This window comes from Enterococcus sp. LJL98, assembly GCF_054871745.1.
In genome coordinates this window covers 1-18,779 of sequence record NZ_JBTXLU010000014.1, presented here as the reverse complement: position 1 = coordinate 18,779, position 18,779 = coordinate 1, and the positions used below count along the sequence as shown (strand labels likewise).

Sequence of the window (18,779 nt, the reverse complement as noted above, 5' to 3'; positions counted from 1 at the left end):
AAGAGGTTTTTTTAATAAAAAGATGAGAAATCGCTTTATTTTTCTCTTAGAATAGCATACACTTAACATATAACTTGTACCATTAGAATGAATCGTTGTTAGGAGGACACTTGTCATGACAGAATTTGAAAACAATCAGGTAGAAGCGGGAAATGAAACAATGGAAGCTGCATTGAGTAATTTCCAAGAAGTAAATGTTGGAGATGTCGTTAAAGGTGAAGTATTAGCGATTGAGGACCGCCAAGCAATCGTTGGTATTGAAGGAGCAGGCGTCGAAGGGGTTGTTCCAGCCAAAGAACTTTCAACCTTGCCAGTTGAAGAAATTAATGAGATCGTAAAAGTTGGCGATATCTTAGATCTAGTCGTTATCTCAACAATCGGTAAAGATAAAGAAAATGGAAGCTATTTACTTTCGAAACGTCGCTTAGATGCGAAAAAAGTTTGGGAAGAAATTGAAATAGATTTCAAAGAAGGAAAAATTATTGAAGCACCAGTAACGAATGTCGTAAAAGGCGGTTTAGTTGTTGATGTAGGTGTACGTGGCTTTGTGCCAGCATCGATGGTTGAAGACCACTTTGTCGATGATTTTGAGGGGTATAAAGGACAAACAATGACCTTTAAAATTATTGAGATTGAACCTTCTGAAAATCGCTTAATTTTATCCCATAAGGCGGTTGTTGAACTTGAAAAAGCGAGCAAGCGTGAAGAACTACTTGCAACGATTAAAGAAGGCGATCAAATTGAAGGAACAGTTGCCCGTTTAACTGATTTCGGTGCCTTTGTTGATTTAGGTGGCGTGGACGGTTTAGTCCATGTTTCAGAAATTGCACACACGCATATTGCCAAACCAAGTGATGCATTAACCGTAGGCGACAAAGTCCAAGTGGCTGTTTTATCAGTTGATCCAACGAAAGAGCGCGTTTCTTTATCAATTAAAGATACGTTACCTGGACCTTGGACAGATATTGAAACGAAAGCTGCTGTTGGAACAACCTTGGAAGGCGTCGTTAAACGTCTAACAAGTTTTGGTGCCTTTGTTGAAGTATTCCCTGGCGTTGAAGGCCTCGTGCATATTTCTCAAATTTCGCATAAACACATTGCAACCCCACATGAGGTGTTAACAGAAGGCGATACGGTTCAAGTGAAAGTTCTTGAAGTGAACCCAACAGAACATCGCATTGCTTTAAGTATTAAAGCGTTAGAAGAAAAACCTGAAAATGAAGTTGTGAAAGAAGTTGAAGAAGCTTATGTAATGCCTGAAGAATCAACGGGCTTCACGATGGGTGATATTTTAGGCGATGTTTTAAAAGAAGATTAATGCTTTCGAGAGTCTGTGAGTAATCACAGCTCTTTTTTTATGGATTACTTGCAACTTTCCTTGTCATTAGGTAAACTAGGTTAGTTGAAAGTCAGGTGAAGCTGTCGAGTGTCTCGCACAACTTTTAGTGAAAATAAATGATTAATGGAGGAAGAACATGGCAAATCCAACAATTGCAATTGTCGGTCGTCCAAATGTTGGTAAATCAACTCTTTTTAACCGAATTGCTGGGGAGCGTATCTCTATCGTTGAAGATACACCAGGGGTTACAAGAGACCGGATTTATGCAACGGGCGAGTGGCTAGGAAAAGAATTTAGTATTATTGATACAGGGGGAATTGATTTAGGGGATGAACCATTCATGGATCAAATTCGCCATCAAGCAGAAATCGCAATCGAAGAAGCAGACGTTATTATTTTTGTCGGAAGTGGACAAGAAGGGGTTACTGATGCAGATGAATTAGTTGCAAGAATTTTATTTAGAAGCAAGAAACCAGTGATTTTAGCAGTCAATAAAGTCGATAATCCGGAAATGCGTAATGAAATTTATGAATTTTATTCATTAGGCCTAGGGGATCCGTATCCGGTATCAGGCAGTCATGGTTTGGGTTTAGGTGATGTACTTGATGAAGCCGTTAAACATTTCCAAACAGAAATTGAGCCAGAAGAAGAAGGCGTGATTAAGTTCAGTTTAATTGGTCGTCCGAACGTTGGGAAATCTTCTTTAATTAATGGTATTTTAGGCGAAGAACGTGTGATTGTCTCGGATATTGAAGGAACGACGAGAGATGCAGTCGATACTGAGTTTGTAGCGGATAACGGTCAGAAATTTATTATGATTGATACTGCTGGGATGCGTAAGCGTGGGAAAGTCTATGAAAACACGGAGAAATACAGTGTGATGCGGGCCATGCGAGCAATTGAACGTTCAGACATTGTCTTATTCGTCTTGAACGCGGATGAGGGCATTCGTGAACAAGATAAGCGAATTGCTGGTTACGCGCATGAAGCGGGCCGTGGTTTGATTATTGTGGTGAATAAATGGGATTTAGTCAAAAAAGACACGAACTCGATGCGTGATTTTGAACAAGAAATTCGAGACGAATTCCAATATCTAGATTATGCCCCAATTATTTTTGTTTCGGCGATGACGAAACAGCGGTTAAACAAATTGCCAGAGTTGATTGAAGAAGTGAGTGCGAGTCAGAATTTACGTATTCCGTCAGCTGTTTTAAATGATATTATTATGGATGCGGTCGCGATTAATCCGACGCCAACTGATAAGGGCCGTCGTTTGAAGATTTTTTATTCGACGCAAGTGGCTGTAAAACCACCGGCATTTGTGATATTTGTCAATGAAGAAGAGTTAATGCATTTTTCTTATGCTCGATTTTTAGAGAACCAAATCCGAAATGCCTTTACCTTTGAGGGAACGCCGATTCGCATCATTGCTCGACGAAGAAAATAAAGATTTTACCATAGATTGAAGTCTTTGACAAAGGAAATTTTTTAATCATAAAAAAAAGGCTTAAATTGGCAAAAATCCTTGATATTATAGGGTTCATATGATAACGTTGTATCAGAATATTGATTCTTAAATTCAATATTTATCATAAAATTGGACCACTCAATTTTGTGAATTTGTAAAGCATCAAAACAATTTTCAGGAGGTGAAACCACCCATGGCAAACAAAGCAGAATTAATCGAAAAAGTTGCAGCTACAACGAACTTAACGAAAAAAGATGCGACTGCAGCAGTTGATGCTGTATTCTCAACGATCCAAGAAGCTTTAGCTACCGGCGAAAAAGTTCAATTAATCGGTTTTGGTAACTTCGAAGTACGCTCTCGTGCAGCGCGTAAAGGTCGTAACCCTCAAACTGGTGAAGAGATCCAAATCCCAGCAAGCAAAGTACCTGCGTTCAAACCAGGAAAAGCGCTGAAAGACGCAGTAAAATAAAACCGTCTTTTTGGGAAGAGCCGTTGATACCATCGTGGTTTCATCGGCTTTTTCATTTTAGTAAAACAAAGCAATAGGTCATGAAGTTGTGAGGCTTCATGTGGATTGAAATTATGTTAAGCTATCAGAAGAAATAAACTCACCCTCTTTAATTTAATTATTGGAGAGGGTGTTTTTTTGTATAGCTTAACATAGAATTGATTTTTATGAGAAGTCGTGTTAAACTATTTATGAAAACGCTTTAAAAAAAGGGTGTGAGTGAAAATGCTAGGTCTAAAATATAATCGAAGTTATCTCTTTGGTCGCTTGTTGGCTATACTAGAAAAAACAATTCAATTACTTCAAGCTTATGACGAAGCAGGAGATGTGTTTTTCCTCTCTAATGAACAAAAATTTTGGGTGGAGTATCAGAGAAAGCCTGCTTCTATTATGTAAATGTTAATCAATATGAATTATCCGTCTGCGTTAGAATTAGTGGAGAAAGATGCAGCTTCTTATCTTCGACTAGAATCAAAAAAGAAAGAAATCTTAAATTTATTAGAAAAACATCATTTTTCAGATGACAATTTCAATAAACAATTAGACTTTCCTTTTATTTTCGGCTATTACTTTGAGAAGGAAATCTAAAACTTCTCAAAGTAATTCACTAAATAAAAGTAAAAATAAATACAAGGAGGAGAAAAATGCTTGCACACTATGATAGAAAGACAGGGAGAGAACAGCTTCTAGTAGATCATTTATTGAATGTTGCTTTAGATGCTAAAGCACATGGAGAAGTAATCGAGCAAGGACACGTGTTGTTCTTGCTCGGACTATACCACGATCTGGGGAAAAGCGATCGTGCCTTTCAAAAAATGATGATTGGACAAACGAGAGATAAGGTTGATCATTCTTCTGCTGGAGCGAAATATTTATTTGACGAGATGCGTCAAGCATTAGTTGACTATCCAGATATAGAAAAAAGAAATCGATATGCGTCTTCCTTTTCTGAAAGTATTTGCTATGTCATATCTGCTCATCATGGGGTTTACGATATCCCGCTAAAAGAAAAGGAACCGACTCTTGGGAATAGTCGATTGTTTCGTCGTCTGTTGTATGAAAATTATTCGGAGAAGTCAAAGTATCATTATAATCTTGATGTTTTGCCTTTTGCAGAGGGACTAAAAAAAATAATTGAAGTTGAATTAAAAATGAATTTGAAGACCTTAATTACACGAGCCTTTGAAGAATATATAGAGATGTTCCAAAAACTGAAATGGGAGAATAAAAAGGAACGAGCCTTTTACGAAACCCTAGCCATACGTTTATATTTATCCTTATTAAAAAATGCGGACATTTTAGATACCGTTAATTCTTACGAAACATTGGTTGCGCCAATGGGAGAAGAGGATTATGAGAAGTTAAGTCAACAATACCTTTCGTCAATAGAAAAATTATACGATGGCTACAAACAACCAACAAATGAATTGAATCGAGTTCGTACGAATCTTGCTGAAGAAATACGAACGAGAGGTATTTCAGATCAACCAGGTATTTATCGTTTAGATTTACCTACAGGTGCTGGGAAAACGAAATTAAGTATGCGTTATGGTTTTCATCAGTTGAAGGAGCAAAAGAAAAAACGTTTTATTTACATTACTCCCTATTTATCTGTTTTAGAGCAAAATGCAGCAGAAATTCGTAAGGTTGTTGGAGAAGACACGGCGGGTGTTCTTGAACATCATTCCAATGTGATTGACGCGGAACAGGATACATCAGATGAAAAAGCACAGGTGATGCGTAATTATCTTGTCGATACGTGGGACTATCCAATTATTTTAAGTTCTATGGTGCAACTATTTCAAACTTTTTATAAGAACAAGTCAAGTAACATTCGCCGTTTTTCACATTTAATTAATAGTGTCCTTATATTAGATGAAGTTCAATCGTTGCCTATCGATGTGACAACGCTTTTTAATCTAACGGTAAACTTTTTAAATCAAGCGATGAACGCTAGTGTAATTTTGTGTACGGCAACACAACCAGTGTATCATTCAAAGTATATCAAGCATAAAATTCAATATGGGAATCAGCACCAAGAACTCATTGATTTAGTAAAACTAACAAGTGAGGAACAAAAAATCTTTAAACGTACAGAAATCCATAAGTTCAAAGAAGATGATACCTACAGTACGTTACAAGAAGTTGCGACAGCGGTTGAAAGTTATTCTAAGGAATCTGTTTTGATTATTTTGAATACAAAAGCAGCCGTAAAAGAACTTTATGAATTGTTAAGTGTACAAACCAATCGCCCTTGTTATCACTTATCGACGAATATGTGTGCAAAACATCGTTTAGATAGGATTAAGGAAATAAGAGAGAAAATCCAGGAAGAACCGTTAATTTGCATTAGCACACAATTAATCGAGGCGGGTGTTGATTTAGATTTTAATCGTGTCATTCGTTCATACACTGGAATTGATTCGATCGTTCAAGCGAGTGGTCGCTGCAATCGAGAAGGAAAACTAGACAAAGGAATTGTTCAATTGGTGAAAGTCGATCCTGAGCAAGAAAACTTGAAAAGTAAAGCTTTGAAATCCATTCGTGATAAAAAAGAAGTGACAGAAAAAATTATTGCTAAGCTCGATTCACCCATTTCAATTGAGCTACTGAACGATGAGTTCTTTGAACGCTATTATGCCAATACTGAGGAGAAATATTTTGATTATATTCTAAAGAAAGACCAGCCGACTGTTTTTGATTTTCTTTCTACAAATCAAGAGCAAGACTTAAGTCCCAAGGTATGCCTCCGACAATCTTTTAAAACTGCAGGCTTAGAGATGGATTTAATTCAAAATGAAACAAAAGGTGTTATTGTATATTATGGAGATAACGATCAGAAAATCGAAGAATTGATTGAAACCATTAGACGTTTTGAAGTATACTATAAAATAGAAGACCTTGAAAAAGTGAAAAAACTTGTCAAAGAACTGCAAACATATACGATTAATATCCATGACACATCGGTTTTGCAAAAAGGAGTAATGACGTTTCAAAATGGTTATATTCAGGTGTTACAAAAAGAGCACTATGATTATGATGTTGGAGCAATTGAAGAAACAGTCTTTATTTTATAAAATGAAAACGCTTTATAAGAAAGGAAGATGGAATTGTTTAAATCACGTGATTTTTTTGTGAGAGTAAAAGGAAGATATGCGCTGTTTACAGACCCATCGACAAAGGGTGGTGGTGAAAAATTTTCCTACTCGATCCCGACACGTCAAGCGATGATGGGGGTGGTGGATGCATTATATTTTAAACCGACTTTCAAAAATATTGTAACTGAAGTAAAAGTGCTCAATGAAATTAAAACAGAAGTCATCGGTACCAGAGCAATGATTGGTAAGTCGCAAAAAATGGAAGCGGATTTGAATTATGTTTCCTATTTAGTCGATGTGGAATATTTAATTAAGTTTCATTTTATATGGGATGAATCACGAGTGGATTTAACCTATGACCGAAATGCTAAAAAACATGAGGCAATTATGGAGCGATCGATTCGTCGAGGAGGGCGCCGAGATGTATTCTTGGGTACTCGAGAATGTACAGCAACAGCGGAGTATTTGACGAAAGAGGAATACGAAACAGCTGATGGGAAGTACAACAACCAGGTATTAACCATGGGTATTATGTTTCAAGAGTTTGGTTATCCGACAAATGAATCAGAGCCACTAAAAAGTTATTTTACACAAACAGTTTTAAAGCACGGAGTAATCACTTATCTTTCAAAAGAAAATTGTGACATTGTCAATGAACTGTCTTCTTATGGCTTTAAACGAAGCGAGAAATTGAAGCCTGTTGATTTAGAATACGAAGAGTATCACATGATGGAAGGGGGGACAGAAAAATGAGTTTTTTTTCAGCGTTAAAAGATGCTTATGACGTTAGTTTAAAAGAAGGACTGGTAGATCGACATGATGGCAATAATACGATTTTGTTACCTCTGTACCATACGAGTTTAAAAAGTAGTGGGGAAGATATTTTTCAAGTGGAGTTGACTAAAGAAGGGGAAATTACTCAAGTTGGTTTTGTGCCAAAGGACGAGGTTGTTCTTTTTCCTGTGACAAGTGATTCGGTTGCAAGGTCAGGTAAAAATCCTCCCAGTCACCCACTTGTTGATAAACTAAGTTACTTGATGAATGAAGAACCCGCGCTACACCAATTGTTCTTGGATACGTTCCATCCTTGGTACCATTGGCAAGAAGAGAGTCAAGTAAAAGAATATTTAAAAGTAATCAAACAGTTTTTGTCGAATAGTGACTTTATCGATGACGTACTAGATAAAATTTACCAAGGAAAGGATTATCGAAGGAAAGGGTTTATCGTAGAGTATCCAGCGGACGCTAAAGGGACAATCAAAAAATTAGACCTGTCAAAGACATTTATGACGTTTTCTGTTGCTAATTTTGATGGCTATAAAAGTGTCAGTGTCACGAATTATATTGACCTTCATCAAAATTATATCGATTATGTTGAAGAAAATTCAACTGAAAAAATTCAATGCAATATCAGCGGAAAGATGGAACAACTAACAACAAAACATCGCGGGCTATTAGGAAATGCTAAACTAATCTCTGTCAGCAATCACAGTGAGACCTACAAGGGGCGATTTAAAGAAGGTTCAGATATTATTCAAATTGGTTATCAATCTTCTGAAAAAATTCATTTGATGTTGAAATACTTATTGGAAAATGCGAACAGTCGAAAGTGGCTATCGGGGCAACAATACTTGGTTAATTGGTTTAGTAGTGATATTGCTAACGAGCAAGAAAAAGATATTTTTGCTTTTCAGACGTTTCTAGTTGAAGAACCGGAGGAAACAAATAAGAAAGCTGTAACGACTGAAAATAAAGAAATTGGTGATTCCTTTGTTACAGGGAGTAAGAAGCTAGAAGACCATGATGGCTATTATGTTGCCATTATTGATAAGGCCAGTAATGGTCGTCTCTCATTAAAATTTTTCCGCGAGTTAGAAGTCTCACAATTGAGGAAAAATTTAAAAAAATGGCAAAAAAGATATTCATGGGAGCGTTACAATTCAAAAACTGAAAAAAAAGAAATTATGATACCTTCATTCAGTCAATTATTGTTAGCGGCCTATGGGGTTGAGCGAGAGGGCAAGTTGCAGTTAGATAATGATAATTTTAAAAAAGATCAATATCAAAAATTGGTTGTGAGTCTGATTGATGGACAGCCGTTACCGGTGAATTTATCAACTGCTTTAAATCAAAATATCCGAAAACGCTTAAACTATTCAAAAACATGGAATCAAATTCAGTTCGTAGCATTAGCTGTGCTGAGTGATTTAAAACCAAGAGAGGAGTTATCCCCGATGTTAGATAAAAATAATCAAAACCGCTCGTATCTCTTCGGTCGATTATTGGCAATTTTTGAACGAATGGAGCAGGGAACTTACAGCAGAGGAGAAGAAAATGATCGTGTAACGAACGCCCAAAAATTTTGGACAACTTATACAAATAAACCTGCAACTACGATGCAAGTGCTAATCGATCGCAACCAACCCTATGTGAAAAAAATGAAACAAGCGAATTATGGATTGTTTCGAAAATTGGAAAAAGAACAACAAGAAATTATTGGGCAATTGAATGAACACTATTTAAGTTCCAAAGAATTAAACAAACCTTTAGATTACCATTTTATTTTTGGTTACTATGCAGAAACCCAATTTTTATTTACAAAAAATGAAAGCGAGGAAATGACAGATGCTAACGAATAAAGTAGATTTTATGTTGACGATTGAGGTAAAGAATGCCAATCCAAATGGAGATCCCTTAGGTGGAAATATGCCGAGAACGGATTCATCAGGACTTGGTTTGATGAGCGATGTCTCTATTAAACGAAAAATTCGTAATCGCATGCAAGAACTAGGACATCCGATTTTTGTTCAGTCTCGGGATCGAACCGACGATAACAAGAATTCATTACAAGCACGATATGAAGCAGTATTTAAATCGACAGATTCCGATGCTGATGTCGAGAAGAAGTCAAATGAATTATGGTTAGATGTTCGTACTTTTGGTCAGGTCATGACTTATCAAAAGAAATCGATTGGGATTCGAGGTCCTGTTTCGATTAGTATGGCGAAGAGTTTGCAACCGATTAATATTTCAACTATGCAAATTACACGAAGCACAAATGGAATGGAACCTAAAAAAGGGTCAAGTCGTTCGTCAGATACCATGGGAACGAAGCATTTTGTCGAACATGGTGTGTATCTTGTTTACGGGTCTGCTAATGCCTATTTTGCTGACCGAACTGGGTTTGATGAGGCGGATTTAGAAGTTGTGAAAGAAGCTTTGTTAACCTTATTTGAAAATGATTTTTCATCAGCTCGTCCAGAAGGGTCGATGGTCGTGAGAGAACTATTTTGGTTTACTCATTCAAATAAGTTAGGAAATGTATCCAGTGCTAAGATTCAATCTTTATTTGAATATGATGATTCTGGATTTGAAACGAATCTTTATGAAGATTATCAAATTCGTTTGAATGAAGAGAAATTGTCTCTGTATAAGGATAAAGGCGTAACAGTCGAAATTATCGAAGGAATATAGCCATGACTGCCTTGGATTATCAAATGGACGAATACCTCATGATTTCTGGCATTCAGCATTTTGAGTTTTGTCCGAGACAATGGGCTTTAATTCATATTGAACAAGAGTGGGCAGAAAACGTTAAAACGATTCAAGGGAATGAAGTTCACAAGAAAGCAGATCAGCCATTTTTAAAAGAAAAGCGCAAGGAGTTAATAATTTCTAGAGCGATGCCCGTTCATTCCCATGAATTGAAGATTACAGGGATTTGTGATGTTGTGGAATTTATTCATGATGAGGAGGGGATTTCGCTGAGTCAATACTCTGGGAAATATCGAGTACAGCCAGTGGAATATAAACGTGGTTCTCCTAAAAAACATGACGCGGATATCCTTCAACTTGTCGCCCAAGTAATGTGTCTAGAAGAAATGCTTGTTTGTGACATTCCTGAAGCCTACTTGTACTATAACGAAGTAAAGCGTCGGATAAAGGTAGAGATTACACCTGAATTACGAAAATTGTTAAAATCAAAAGTGACAAGAATGCAGGAGTTATATAAAAGAAGGCATACTCCAAAAGTCAAAACAGGGAATTGGTGTAAAAATTGCTCACTTGCGGATATTTGTTTACCGAAATTAATGAATGTCGAGTCGGCAAAAAGTTACATTGAAAGAAGGTTATCTGAGTGAGAAAACTGTTAAATACCTTATTCATAACAAATCCTAGCTTCTATATTGCCTTGGACGGCGACAATATTTTGGTTCGTGACGGTGATAAAGTTATGGGAAGAGTTCCTTCCCATAACTTAGAATCGATTGTTACTTTTGGTCATCAAGGAGCAAGTCCTGCCCTGATGGGTTATTGTTCTGAACGAAATATTGGTTTGACTTATTTGACATCTAGTGGTCGATTTCGTGCAAGGATAACTGGAACGAGTCGAGGAAATGTGACTTTGAGAAAAGAGCAATATCGAATTTCTGATGATGAGGAGCGTTCTTTAGAAGTCGCTAAAAATTTTATCTTAGGAAAGGTTTATAATAATCGTTGGATTATTGAGCGAGCTACGAGAGATTATCCAATGCGGGTCGATGTGGAACACTTTAAAAAGGTTTCAAGTAGTTTAAAAGACTCATTGGTTGAAATTAGAAGTTGTCAAAGTCTGGATTCTTTACGTGGTTTAGAAGGCCAAGCCGCCTTTATGTATTATAGTATTTTTGATGATTTCATTTTACAACAAAAAGAAGATTTTTATTTTTATGGGAGAAATCGTCGACCACCTCGTGACAAAGTGAATGCGTTATTATCTCTCGCGTATACGTTGTTGGCACATGATGTTGGAGCTGCACTTGAAACAGTCGGTCTAGATGCCTATGTTGGTTTTTTACATCGGGATCGTCCAGGTAGAATCTCCTTAGCTTTGGATGTGATGGAAGAGCTTAGAGGATTGTACGCCGATCGATTTGTATTAACATTAATTAATAAAAAAATAATGTCAGCTGAAGACTTTGAAGTAAAAGAAAACCAAGCAGTGTTACTCACTGATGAAGGTCGAAAGAAGTTTCTAACCTACTGGCAACAACGAAAGCAAGAAAAAATTACTCACCCATTTTTAAAGGAAAAAATTGTCTGGGGATTAGTTCCCCATAGTCAAGCCATGCTGTTAGCAAGATATATTCGATCAGATATTGATGAGTATCCACCGCTGCTTTGGAAGTAGGTGAAAATGAATGTTAATCCTGGTTACTTACGACGTAGCAACTTCAACACAAGGTGGAACAAGGCGTCTTCGAAAAGTTGCAAAAATCTGTCAAAATTATGGACAGCGTGTCCAAAATTCAGTTTTTGAATGTATTGTTGATTCTACACAACTTGAAATTCTTAAGAATGAACTTGTGAAAGTAATTGACCATGAAGCGGATAGTTTAAGGTTTTATCACTTGGGTAAAAACTATGAAAAAAAGGTTAAACATATAGGAGCCAAGCCTTCGATTGATTTAGAAGGAACCTTAATTTTTTAGTGCGAATGTCTAGTGAACATAAAAACCCTGGAGTATTCGCACCAATAAAAAACTCGAAAATGAGAATATGATGATAAAAACAAATGTAAAAAGATTGTTTTGATAAAAAAATAATCTTTTTGGGCGATTTTCATTGAAAATGTGTCAAAAATTTTAATTTTTGTGCATAAATCGCCGTCGCATCCTTTATGGGTGCGTGGATTGAAATCTTTTGAAACTGCTAGAGATAAAAGAACTATTAGTCGCATCCTTTATGGGTGCGTGGATTGAAATTCTTGTTAATCATTTCAACCATCCCTTTATAAAGTCGCATCCTTTATGGGTGCGTGGATTGAAATTGTTACAAGTCCATGAAGAAGATGAAATGAAAAGGTCGCATCCTTTATGGGTGCGTGGATTGAAATAAACCATTATTCGTTAATGCGAAGTAATGGGCCAGTCGCATCCTTTATGGGTGCGTGGATTGAAATCGCGAACTGATCGTCTGTCTCAAGGGTTAACTTTAGTCGCATCCTTTATGGGTGCGTGGATTGAAATATTTTTGTCAAAATCGATGGCATTGCTATCTTGCGTCGCATCCTTTATGGGTGCGTGGATTGAAATAAATCATTCCAATTATGGATTGGCGTAGCAAATGGCGTCGCATCCTTTATGGGTGCGTGGATTGAAATGATTTGATTCGGTTTTAAATTTTTTAAATAATCATGTCGCATCCTTTATGGGTGCGTGGATTGAAATCTTTACCCACCAATAAATGGAATTTTTTTATAGGTCGCATCCTTTATGGGTGCGTGGATTGAAATAATTTGTTTTAAAGATATTTAATTTTATCTATAAAGTCGCATCCTTTATGGGTGCGTGGATTGAAATTCGAAGAAAATAATAAAGCCTATCAATGATTAGTTGTCGCATCCTTTATGGGTGCGTGGATTGAAATTTTATGGTTTGCTGTTTTATTACAAATACTTATGTCGCATCCTTTATGGGTGCGTGGATTGAAATTAGTTGTAGACTGTGGGGGGGTGTTACTAGACCCGTCGCATCCTTTATGGGTGCGTGGATTGAAATTTCTCTTCCTTTGCCTGCTCACTTAACGTTTTAAGTCGCATCCTTTATGGGTGCGTGGATTGAAATCATTTATTGGTGGGTAAAGGAAGCAAAAAAATGCGTCGCATCCTTTATGGGTGCGTGGATTGAAATCATAATGTTTAATTTCATATTACTTAGTTGGAATTGTCGCATCCTTTATGGGTGCGTGGATTGAAATGTGGTCGTTACAACACTTCCCCATAAATCACTAAAGTCGCATCCTTTATGGGTGCGTGGATTGAAATGTTGATATCCCTGGTGTCGGTTATATGTGGTCGGTGGTCGCATCCTTTATGGGTGCGTGGATTGAAATAACCCGATGACGATGGCTCACTAAAAAGCCTTGGTCGCATCCTTTATGGGTGCGTGGATTGAAATTTTCTAATTCTTCGAACTGTTCGAGATTGTTTGCTCGTCGCATCCTTTATGGGTGCGTGGATTGAAATTTATAATGTATCGAATGCAAATGTAAGTTCAAACTTGTCGCATCCTTTATGGGTGCGTGGATTGAAATACTAGTGGTAAAATACGTAAAGATTATTTATCAAGTCGCATCCTTTATGGGTGCGTGGATTGAAATTCTCTCTATTTGCAAAAGAGTCCCACACTCAAGAGTCGCATCCTTTATGGGTGCGTGGATTGAAATAAACAATGTGACAAAAAATGTAGGAGATACGTTTGTCGCATCCTTTATGGGTGCGTGGATTGAAATATTTTTTAATCGATGGCATAATGACCTATTGTCAAGTCGCATCCTTTATGGGTGCGTGGATTGAAATGCCCTTTGACGGCTTCCACAGTCTGATTTGGATAAGTCGCATCCTTTATGGGTGCGTGGATTGAAATTCGGCGAGAACGATCTAACACAAAGTCAACAATTGTCGCATCCTTTATGGGTGCGTGGATTGAAATTGCGTCTGATGTACCTGAATCGACCACAATATTAGTCGCATCCTTTATGGGTGCGTGGATTGAAATATGTCGCTGGATGTTTCTTTAACCTTCTTGCTATCGTCGCATCCTTTATGGGTGCGTGGATTGAAATCGCCAGCCCGGAACATACGATGCGAGTGAGAACCGTGTCGCATCCTTTATGGGTGCGTGGATTGAAATTGCTGATGCGGCACGAGGAGCGGAGCAATACGCTCGTCGCATCCTTTATGGGTGCGTGGATTGAAATTTTAATGCGGTTGATTTCGTCCAACATTTGTTTTGGTCGCATCCTTTATGGGTGCGTGGATTGAAATTTTGTGGTCCATACCGCTCTAAAGTGAGGATTTAGTCGCATCCTTTATGGGTGCGTGGATTGAAATGCTTTTGATGATGCCGATAGATTTTCGGCTCCAAGTCGCATCCTTTATGGGTGCGTGGATTGAAATTTTAGGAATCTCTTGTGCACCTAAGCCAAAAGCAGTCGCATCCTTTATGGGTGCGTGGATTGAAATGTCCTGTGTTTGAGTAACGAGACGATTCTGACACACTGTCGCATCCTTTATGGGTGCGTGGATTGAAATAGCAGGTGTCATTGTCGCTAAGTCGTGAGTAACGTCGCATCCTTTATGGGTGCGTGGATTGAAATGCAATCGTACTCGCTAGTTATTGACAACTAGTGAGTGTCGCATCCTTTATGGGTGCGTGGATTGAAATGTTTTTATCTCGTGTAAATGTTGCACCGTTATTAAGTCGCATCCTTTATGGGTGCGTGGATTGAAATCAATCCACATTTGCGTGATAACGCCTGTAAACATAGTCGCATCCTTTATGGGTGCGTGGATTGAAATCCACCGATGATTTAAATCTTGAATTTTGGAAACTGTCGCATCCTTTATGGGTGCGTGGATTGAAATCGAAATATCACCGATACGTTTAGTCACATGGTAGTGTCGCATCCTTTATGGGTGCGTGGATTGAAATAAAAAAATGTTTTTATTACGATTTTTAGACCGAGAGTCGCATCCTTTATGGGTGCGTGGATTGAAATTTTTTTCTGCTCGCTTGTTTTTCGTTGGCTTTCAAGTCGCATCCTTTATGGGTGCGTGGATTGAAATTCCTGGATCAAATATGATTTCTTCGAACGCTTCTAGTCGCATCCTTTATGGGTGCGTGGATTGAAATTCGTTTCCGATAATTTATTCTCTAATCTTTTTCGTGTCGCATCCTTTATGGGTGCGTGGATTGAAATGTGGATGAACACGCCTACTATCAAGACCAACGAGCGTCGCATCCTTTATGGGTGCGTGGATTGAAATGATTTTCTTTATGACCTTGACAACGAACTTGATTGTCGCATCCTTTATGGGTGCGTGGATTGAAATAATCGAGCGTAGACTTAGAAAAAGATTTTGGAACGTCGCATCCTTTATGGGTGCGTGGATTGAAATGTCTACTTTATTTGTGAGAGTTGTAATCTTGTTATTGTCGCATCCTTTATGGGTGCGTGGATTGAAATTTTAATGTCGCTTGTTCTAAAAACCCCATAATTCGTCGCATCCTTTATGGGTGCGTGGATTGAAATAAAAGAAAACAACGAAGACTTTTTTATGGTTAAGTCGCATCCTTTATGGGTGCGTGGATTGAAATCACTCTCTCCTTTTTTAAAATTGATTAGAAAATTGTCGCATCCTTTATGGGTGCGTGGATTGAAATTAATAAATATAAAAAAATGAAGGGAGTGTTGAAAGTCGCATCCTTTATGGGTGCGTGGATTGAAATGTTATGTGGTCAGAGATTTCGAAGGACTTTACTTGTCGCATCCTTTATGGGTGCGTGGATTGAAATTTGTTTCAGCAAGAGGACCAAACACCACCTCCAAGTCGCATCCTTTATGGGTGCGTGGATTGAAATTTGAAACGGTCGATTGGATGCCATCAACTTTAATTGTCGCATCCTTTATGGGTGCGTGGATTGAAATTCAAGCTGGAACCACTTTGCGAGGGGCTTTAGCGTCGCATCCTTTATGGGTGCGTGGATTGAAATCGCCACGACAACAAAAAAAGACGATGCTATCACACAGTCGCATCCTTTATGGGTGCGTGGATTGAAATGTATGGATGGGAAATCTCTGATAGGGGTGTCTTGTCGCATCCTTTATGGGTGCGTGGATTGAAATTTTACGCAATGCTGCATTAGGCACGTTTACAACACTAGTCGCATCCTTTATGGGTGCGTGGATTGAAATAACAGGAGGGGAAGAAAGAAACATGGGGAAAAAAGGTCGCATCCTTTATGGGTGCGTGGATTGAAATAGTTATGGTATCTGCTTAGTATGGTAACTTGGTGGTCGCATCCTTTATGGGTGCGTGGATTGAAATGCCCCTCTCTTATAAAAAAATGGAGGGAATTAAAAGTCGCATCCTTTATGGGTGCGTGGATTGAAATTTGCCATTTAGTCCAGCAAAAGAAGGACCATTGTCGTCGCATCCTTTATGGGTGCGTGGATTGAAATCCTAACTTGTTTCCGATGCATCCTCTCGGGATACAGTCGCATCCTTTATGGGTGCGTGGATTGAAATTGAGGCGATGAATTTTAACGGTCGGTTTTTAGAAGTCGCATCCTTTATGGGTGCGTGGATTGAAATCAGAGGGTAAAGTTTACTCGACAGCAGTTGACAACGTCGCATCCTTTATGGGTGCGTGGATTGAAATCCGAAGGCGTTGTGGAAGCAACAATCGAAGCTACACGTCGCATCCTTTATGGGTGCGTGGATTGAAATCAGTCGATGTCCTCAACTTTACCTAGCCCAAACGTCGCATCCTTTATGGGTGCGTGGATTGAAATAAAGAAAATACAACAGATATTGCAATAAGTGGTTGTCGCATCCTTTATGGGTGCGTGGATTGAAATTTGTAATCTCTCGGCGGATGGGTTTGTGGTCTTTGTCGCATCCTTTATGGGTGCGTGGATTGAAATGTTCTAAAGTATCGTCAAAGTATTCTATGTAATCGTCGCATCCTTTATGGGTGCGTGGATTGAAATCACACTTTTACTTTCGATTTTGAATCAACGAGCGAATGTCGCATCCTTTATGGGTGCGTGGATTGAAATCTTGACATTATCCCAATCAACATGAATCTTTCACAGTCGCATCCTTTATGGGTGCGTGGATTGAAATGTTTAAAAGGCACTTATGAGATGTCGCAAGAGATTGTCGCATCCTTTATGGGTGCGTGGATTGAAATACAAATGCAAAAATCGAGGTTATCAGGTTAGGAGTCGCATCCTTTATGGGTGCGTGGATTGAAATCGGAAACGAAATCGTGAAACCGTTGAAAGAAGAAGTCGCATCCTTTATGGGTGCGTGGATTGAAATAAAATGTGATAACAGAACTCAATGCTTTTTTAGGTCGCATCCTTTATGGGTGCGTGGATTGAAATTTGAGTATCGAGGTTTTTTAATTGGGTCATGTCCTGTCGCATCCTTTATGGGTGCGTGGATTGAAATCTTTCTACCAATTTTTCATAGCACCGTATGGTGTAGTCGCATCCTTTATGGGTGCGTGGATTGAAATCTTTTGAGATATTTCGAAATGCTCCCTTTATTAATGTCGCATCCTTTATGGGTGCGTGGATTGAAATCGTTGACTGGTCAAAGTCTTAGTCAAAATGGTGTAGTCGCATCCTTTATGGGTGCGTGGATTGAAATTCTGAGGTTCCAAGAATGAATAAGTCTGACACTGGTCGCATCCTTTATGGGTGCGTGGATTGAAATACCTTTCCGGATTCCTGTGAAGGCCAACAAACGAGTCGCATCCTTTATGGGTGCGTGGATTGAAATGAAAAACGTTGATGTATGGGGGGCTATGCAATCGAGTCGCATCCTTTATGGGTGCGTGGATTGAAATAGTTTTAAGATAAATCTAAGGCTACAATTCCAACGCGTCGCATCCTTTATGGGTGCGTGGATTGAAATAGTGAGGACGAGCTATTAAAATTATCTAATCGAGTCGCATCCTTTATGGGTGCGTGGATTGAAATAAAATGACTTTGATAGTTTTAGTAAAGTATCACGTCGCATCCTTTATGGGTGCGTGGATTGAAATCTTATTTTAGTTGGCTGTATATTTGTTTTTTTACGTCGCATCCTTTATGGGTGCGTGGATTGAAATCTGATTCGTTGGTTAGGGAGCCTTTTTACGTGGTGTCGCATCCTTTATGGGTGCGTGGATTGAAATATTCACGAGTTCGCCGGTTGATTCGTCTGTTTTGGTCGCATCCTTTATGGGTGCGTGGATTGAAATGTGATACATTACAAAAGGGTAACTCGAATTGATGTCGTCGCATCCTTTATGGGTGCGTGGATTGAAATATACTTCTCAAATCTAAATCTTCAATGCTACCTTTTGTCGCATCTTTTATCGTGTGACTTAGGTTGTCACGCGAATTGATCGCATAAGAACAAGTTAATGAATATTGAAACGCAATAAGAATGCATTCGTTTTTGAGCCCTCTAATTACTGATTTAGAGGGCTTTTTTGTTTGCCCAGCATGGGCAAACTCTAACGGGTTCAAGTCCCGAGTGCGTCCTAGTAGTGGAAAGCACCTAGCCAAATGCAAGGGTGTCCATGGTGACATGGAATCTGAAGGAAGCAAGAGGCAAACTTCCGGTCTGACGAACAGAAATCACATAGAAGGCAACAATTGAGGATAAGGCTGCAAAAGGAGCTAAAGTCCAATAACTACCTGTAACAATCAATTGGTGTAAATGTGGCAGATAGATGGAAGGGAAGAGTTTGCACCTTAACTGGGGAGGTCTCATTTCTCTAAATCAAACCCTTGTAGTGATACAAGACTGGAAAATGAGAAGTC

10 protein-coding genes and 1 CRISPR repeat array are annotated in these 18,779 nt (G+C 38.4%); all 10 genes read left to right on the top strand.

What is annotated here, in order from left to right; all coding sequences use genetic code 11:
- Positions 1-115: 115 nt before the first annotated feature.
- Positions 116-1,318 carry a 30S ribosomal protein S1 gene (rpsA, locus tag ACYSNO_RS10960; RefSeq protein WP_461731132.1) on the top strand — a complete coding sequence of 401 codons (1,203 nt, stop codon included), beginning with the start codon at positions 116-118 and terminating at the stop codon, positions 1,316-1,318.
- 157 nt (positions 1,319-1,475) lie between these two features.
- Positions 1,476-2,786: a ribosome biogenesis GTPase Der gene (gene der, locus ACYSNO_RS10955; protein ID WP_461731131.1), complete on the top strand. Its 1,311-nt coding sequence runs from the start codon at positions 1,476-1,478 to the stop codon at positions 2,784-2,786.
- Between the two features lie 214 nt (positions 2,787-3,000).
- Positions 3,001-3,276: an HU family DNA-binding protein gene (locus tag ACYSNO_RS10950; protein WP_461731130.1), complete on the top strand. Its 276-nt coding sequence runs from the start codon at positions 3,001-3,003 to the stop codon at positions 3,274-3,276.
- Between the two features lie 683 nt (positions 3,277-3,959).
- Positions 3,960-6,392, top strand: coding sequence for a CRISPR-associated helicase Cas3' (cas3, locus tag ACYSNO_RS10945; RefSeq protein ID WP_461731129.1), 2,433 nt, complete (start codon positions 3,960-3,962; stop codon positions 6,390-6,392).
- A gap of 33 nt (positions 6,393-6,425) precedes the next feature.
- Positions 6,426-7,166, top strand: a complete 741-nt coding sequence (cas5c, locus tag ACYSNO_RS10940; RefSeq protein WP_461731128.1) for a type I-C CRISPR-associated protein Cas5c — start codon at positions 6,426-6,428, stop codon at positions 7,164-7,166.
- Positions 7,163-9,052, top strand: coding sequence for a type I-C CRISPR-associated protein Cas8c/Csd1 (gene cas8c, locus ACYSNO_RS10935; RefSeq protein WP_461731127.1), 1,890 nt, complete (start codon positions 7,163-7,165; stop codon positions 9,050-9,052). Before cas5c ends, cas8c begins: the two co-directional genes overlap by 4 nt.
- The gene (gene cas7c, locus ACYSNO_RS10930) at positions 9,039-9,887 is read left to right on the top strand and encodes a type I-C CRISPR-associated protein Cas7/Csd2 (RefSeq protein ID WP_461731126.1); all 849 of its coding nucleotides are present in this window, start codon (positions 9,039-9,041) and stop codon (positions 9,885-9,887) included. The genes cas8c and cas7c overlap by 14 nt, the downstream gene beginning before the upstream one ends.
- Before the next feature lie 11 nt (positions 9,888-9,898).
- Positions 9,899-10,555: a CRISPR-associated protein Cas4 gene (cas4, locus tag ACYSNO_RS10925; RefSeq protein WP_461731181.1), complete on the top strand. Its 657-nt coding sequence runs from the start codon at positions 9,899-9,901 to the stop codon at positions 10,553-10,555.
- Positions 10,552-11,583, top strand: a complete 1,032-nt coding sequence (cas1c, locus tag ACYSNO_RS10920; protein ID WP_461731125.1) for a type I-C CRISPR-associated endonuclease Cas1c — start codon at positions 10,552-10,554, stop codon at positions 11,581-11,583. The genes cas4 and cas1c overlap by 4 nt, the downstream gene beginning before the upstream one ends.
- Before the next feature lie 10 nt (positions 11,584-11,593).
- A complete protein-coding gene (gene cas2, locus ACYSNO_RS10915) occupies positions 11,594-11,884 on the top strand; it encodes a CRISPR-associated endonuclease Cas2 (protein WP_461731124.1) in 291 nt (96 codons plus the stop codon).
- A 176-nt stretch (positions 11,885-12,060) separates the two neighbouring features.
- A CRISPR array of direct repeats spans positions 12,061-18,279; the repeat unit is 32 nt; unit sequence GTCGCATCCTTTATGGGTGCGTGGATTGAAAT.
- Between the last annotated feature and the right edge of the window lie 500 nt (positions 18,280-18,779).

Excerpts from the sequence above, each read along its gene's own strand:
- rpsA (WP_461731132.1), top strand. The coding sequence starts at position 116 with ATGACAGAATTTGAAAACAATCAGGTAGAAGCGGGAAATGAAACAATG.
- der (WP_461731131.1), top strand. The coding sequence starts at position 1,476 with ATGGCAAATCCAACAATTGCAATTGTCGGTCGTCCAAATGTTGGTAAA.
- ACYSNO_RS10950 (WP_461731130.1), top strand. The coding sequence starts at position 3,001 with ATGGCAAACAAAGCAGAATTAATCGAAAAAGTTGCAGCTACAACGAAC.
- cas3 (WP_461731129.1), top strand. The coding sequence starts at position 3,960 with ATGCTTGCACACTATGATAGAAAGACAGGGAGAGAACAGCTTCTAGTA.
- cas8c (WP_461731127.1), top strand. The coding sequence starts at position 7,163 with ATGAGTTTTTTTTCAGCGTTAAAAGATGCTTATGACGTTAGTTTAAAA.
- cas7c (WP_461731126.1), top strand. The coding sequence starts at position 9,039 with ATGCTAACGAATAAAGTAGATTTTATGTTGACGATTGAGGTAAAGAAT.
- cas2 (WP_461731124.1), top strand. The coding sequence starts at position 11,594 with ATGTTAATCCTGGTTACTTACGACGTAGCAACTTCAACACAAGGTGGA.